Source organism: Planctobacterium marinum, from assembly GCF_020687805.1.
GTDB lineage: Bacteria > Pseudomonadota > Gammaproteobacteria > Enterobacterales > Alteromonadaceae > Planctobacterium > Planctobacterium marinum.
Map to the genome: position 1 here is coordinate 1 of NZ_JAJEWQ010000019.1, position 3,915 is coordinate 3,915.

At 36.2% G+C, this 3,915-nt stretch carries 2 protein-coding genes; one reads left to right on the top strand and one right to left on the bottom strand.

The window, feature by feature from the left end; genetic code table 11:
* The first annotated feature begins 70 nt into the window (after window positions 1-70).
* Complete coding sequence (locus tag LJ740_RS23010; protein ID WP_229531484.1) at window positions 71-2,380, top strand: radical SAM protein; 2,310 nt, start codon at window positions 71-73, stop codon at window positions 2,378-2,380.
* A gap of 10 nt (window positions 2,381-2,390) precedes the next feature.
* On the opposite strand, the gene LJ740_RS23015 is transcribed toward LJ740_RS23010, so the two are convergent.
* Complete coding sequence (locus LJ740_RS23015) at window positions 2,391-3,902, bottom strand: pentapeptide repeat-containing protein (RefSeq protein WP_229531485.1); 1,512 nt, start codon at window positions 3,900-3,902, stop codon at window positions 2,391-2,393.
* Window positions 3,903-3,915: the final 13 nt, after the last annotated feature.

Here is a 3,915-nt window from a genome sequence, read left to right on the forward strand (position 1 = left end):
ATAACTAAGAATTATGCAAAGGTTGTGTTGGGTTGGTCCGAGGTATAGTGACGTTGCGTCCATCAATCACTTGTTTGACTTTTTTATTGTTATTCACGGCGAAAAAAATAATAAAAAAGTATTATCTTTAAATTCTGATGGCTGTCAGATAAATATCAATAGCCCTAAGAATTATCATAAGGTTGGTCAGTATTATCACGAACAGATGAAAAGTGTTTTGGAGCAAGAGCCTTCAATCAAATTTATGTTTTATGGGAAAATAACTGAGAAGATATTTAACGATTTTTCTCATTCCATTTCTTATTTTAATCCATTAATACTATCTAGACGCTTATCTGACAAATTGGAAAGCAGACTCATTTTATCTGAGTTTGTTGACGTCTTACCCGTCAGCTTAATGCTGGCAAGTGATTGCATGTTGGAAACATTAGTATCTCGATTTCCGGATCACAAAAGTTTTGTTGCACAAAAGAGATTCGGAGCAGGGGGAGCGGGTAGTTATATAATAGATCACAACAACACTAAATTAAGTGGCTCGAGTGAGTTTGAATCTCTAGTTGTATCTCCTAAGCGCGTAAATAGTTTTTCCGTAAATCAACATATAGTTATCGGATCAACAACCATCCTTTACCCTCCATCTATACAAATCATAAGAGAAAAATGTAATGAATTTTTCTATGGAGGCTGTGACTACAATTTATTTGAATCTCTAGATGATCCAATTAAGCGGAAAATTTATGAATTCAGTGAGCGAATTTCCAATTGGCTCATTAAAATTGGATACAAGGGCGTTATTGGTGTTGACTATTTAGTATCCGAGAATGAGTCATTGGAGTTTGTGGAGCTGAATACCAGATTCCAGTCTTCAACCCTTATTCTTAATGAAATCTTGGCTAGCAATAGGTTGCCTAGTGTTCAAGAAGCTCACATAAGTGCATTTTCCAAAAGTTTCTTAAATATAGATACATCTAAACTATCCATCCCAAAAGGAAGCAACTTTTACACTCCACTAGCCGAGGAGTGCAGCAATGTGGATTTTCTGATTAGGGAAAAAAAGCTGATAACACCTGATTTGCGCAATAGTTATCACAACTCTGGAAACATTGAGGTAACTTGTATATCTGACGGACTGTGGCCAACATCTAAAATAGAAAGTAGCTGTCAGCCCAAAAAGTATCGATTCAGTGAAAAAATAGGAGCAATTGATGCTGAAGGGAAACTACAAATAAAACCAGCACTGGTTCATTGTCAGTCGAAGGTTTTTCAAGACAGCTTCACTCCAGCTACAATTGAAGAACAGGCTAGATTGAAGTTTGAACTATTCAGCCTTGGTTTACAGATCAGTTTCAAGGCAAAGGCCACACTGTATTCCAGTCGAGATAAGCTAACTATAAGAGATGGAATTGCGGGAGGCATTGAATTGCTAATCGCAAACTCCATACATATAAATGTTCCGATAAAAGAGTCATTTTCACTGATAAGTCCCTTCTCTCTAGAATTTGAAGACCTCTATTATCTGTCTTATTTTGGTAGGAAAATAGTAAATGTAGAGGTTGTGGATTTACCAAAGCTAGTGGGTGAAAAGACTAGAAGTGGAAAGTTAATGGAATCCATAGGGCAGGTGTTTACAGACCGCCTTAGCATAAATCCATTCCGAGGTTGCCGATATAATTTGGCCAACAAAAAAGGATGTAAATTTTGTGCTGTAGCATTCGGCCCAATGTCCAAAAAAACAGACATCGAAGATATTAAAGATGTAGTCAAATTCGTAATTAGTAATCAAAAAGATTCTACAAAGCACATATTAATTAGCGGAGGAAGCCCGTTGCCAAAACAATGGCATTACTATGTCCAGGTAGTGACTGAAATACGTAAACTGACTGATTTACCGATTTATATCATGATAGAACCACCTGAATCCCTTTCTAATCTGGACCTATTACTCGAGGCAGGTGTTAACGAAATCGGAATTAACATGGAAATCTGGGACGATAAGATTTCAAAGGCGATAATGCCCGGCAAAGGAAAAGTATCCAGAACCCAATATTTGGAAACTCTAAAGTATGCAACCAAACTGTGGGGAAAAAGCGGAAATGTTAGAAGTCTCCTGATAGTAGGTCTAGAACCAGCTCAAAATACTTTGACTGCAGTAGAAGCGATATCCAAATTGGGGGTTATGCCAATCTTGTCTCCGTTTCGTGCTGTTACTAAAACGGCTCTGGAAGAATTACCCACTCCGTCAGCTGAAACAATGTATGAGTTATGGGATAAAGCTACAAAAATTAGTAGGCAGAATAATCAAATCATTGGTCCAAGCTGTATAGCTTGTCAAAATAATACGATTACCATGCCTTGGGGAGATGAATATAAGTATTACTGATTATGTTTTTTTAAATTGATTGTACTGTGTTCGTACTGTTTTCTTTGAAATTTAAACAAGTATCTGTGCCGTTATTTAGGTAAAGATCCGTAACTGAAACTTGCTTCTGAAACCGAACACCACATTCAATAACATCTTTTTCCTGCTCTTCACTGAACCCTAGATCAGTAAGATTTTTAAATGTCCCTGTGAGTTGAAATGCTATAGCTACAATAGAGGTAATTAAAACGAGTTTATTCGAACTTTTTTTGCTCTCACTTCCTTGATTTGGTTCATTTACATTTATTGTGATAGTCAGGTTTTCTATCTTTACTTTCTGAGGTGAGTTTTTGCTGATATTTATATCGTCAAAATTTATTTTAATATTAAGTTTATCTTCAATATTAGAGAAAAACCCGGTAATCATTGATGTAAGCTTAACATGGGATATTTTTTCGTTAGTTGCTTTGCATGTGAGTGTGAAGTCTAAGCTATATCTTTTTCCTTCCCTGAGTAATAACTTTCTAATATCTCCCTCGTGAAGGCACCAATTGTTTTTTTGATATTCATTTCCGTTTAAGCTTGCTTTTTGCATTAATAAATATAACTCACTCATTTCACTTTGCGAGTATTGTTGAGAGTTAACTAATAGCTTGGATAAGTATTTTAGCTCTCGAACATTTAAGTATAATATATTATTTTTAAGCGCATCATTAATGTACTCTGAAAATTCTTGATGCTCAGAAAGTAGTAGCAAGTTTGCACAAGGGAAATAATTAAATCTATCTTGGTAATATTTCACCAATGATGGTATTAGTTCTAGTAATTCTTCCCAAGCAATTATTCCCTTTCCGGGGGCGCTAATTTTTACTTTCCCTGCCCGAATATCATTAGGCTTTATTCCAAATACATAGGGGAATTGCCAGAATGGAAGTGTCACTTCATTCATAATAGCATTCGAAAAGTCGCAATATTCAACATTTACACTTGATAGATCAATGTTTAATAAAGTCGCACCATTAAAACTTGCACCCTCGAATGTACATGAGCTTATGGTTAAGTCGTCAATGATTGCATTGGAAAAATCAGCGTTTGTGAAAGAACATCCTTTTACGTTTGCGCGACTTAAGTGAATGCCTCTGAATGTCGCCCCGTAAAATCCTGAGCTAAACAATCCTGTAGGCGTGGTTTTGTCGGTAGCAGTAAACTTACAATTACTAAAGTTGGCATACTGCATGTTAGTGTCATCAAAGTTACAAGACATAAACTCTGAACCTGACCAATCTGAACCATTACCTGCAGCGTAGGTAAAATCGCACTGGTCGAATTTACAATTAAGAGCCTTTGCTCTTTTTAAAGAGAAGTTGTTAAATTTCTCTTCTTTGAAGTGGCTACCCACGGCCGGACTCCAATCATTCTTTACATTAACTAAAAATGGCGTGAGATCGCGGAAACCAACAGAACTAAAAAGGTTTGATAAGCTTGTACCATTGCTATTTCCGTCATTACTGAAATTAGCAAGACTGATTAATCCGGTGGCCATAATTCTTAGTTAT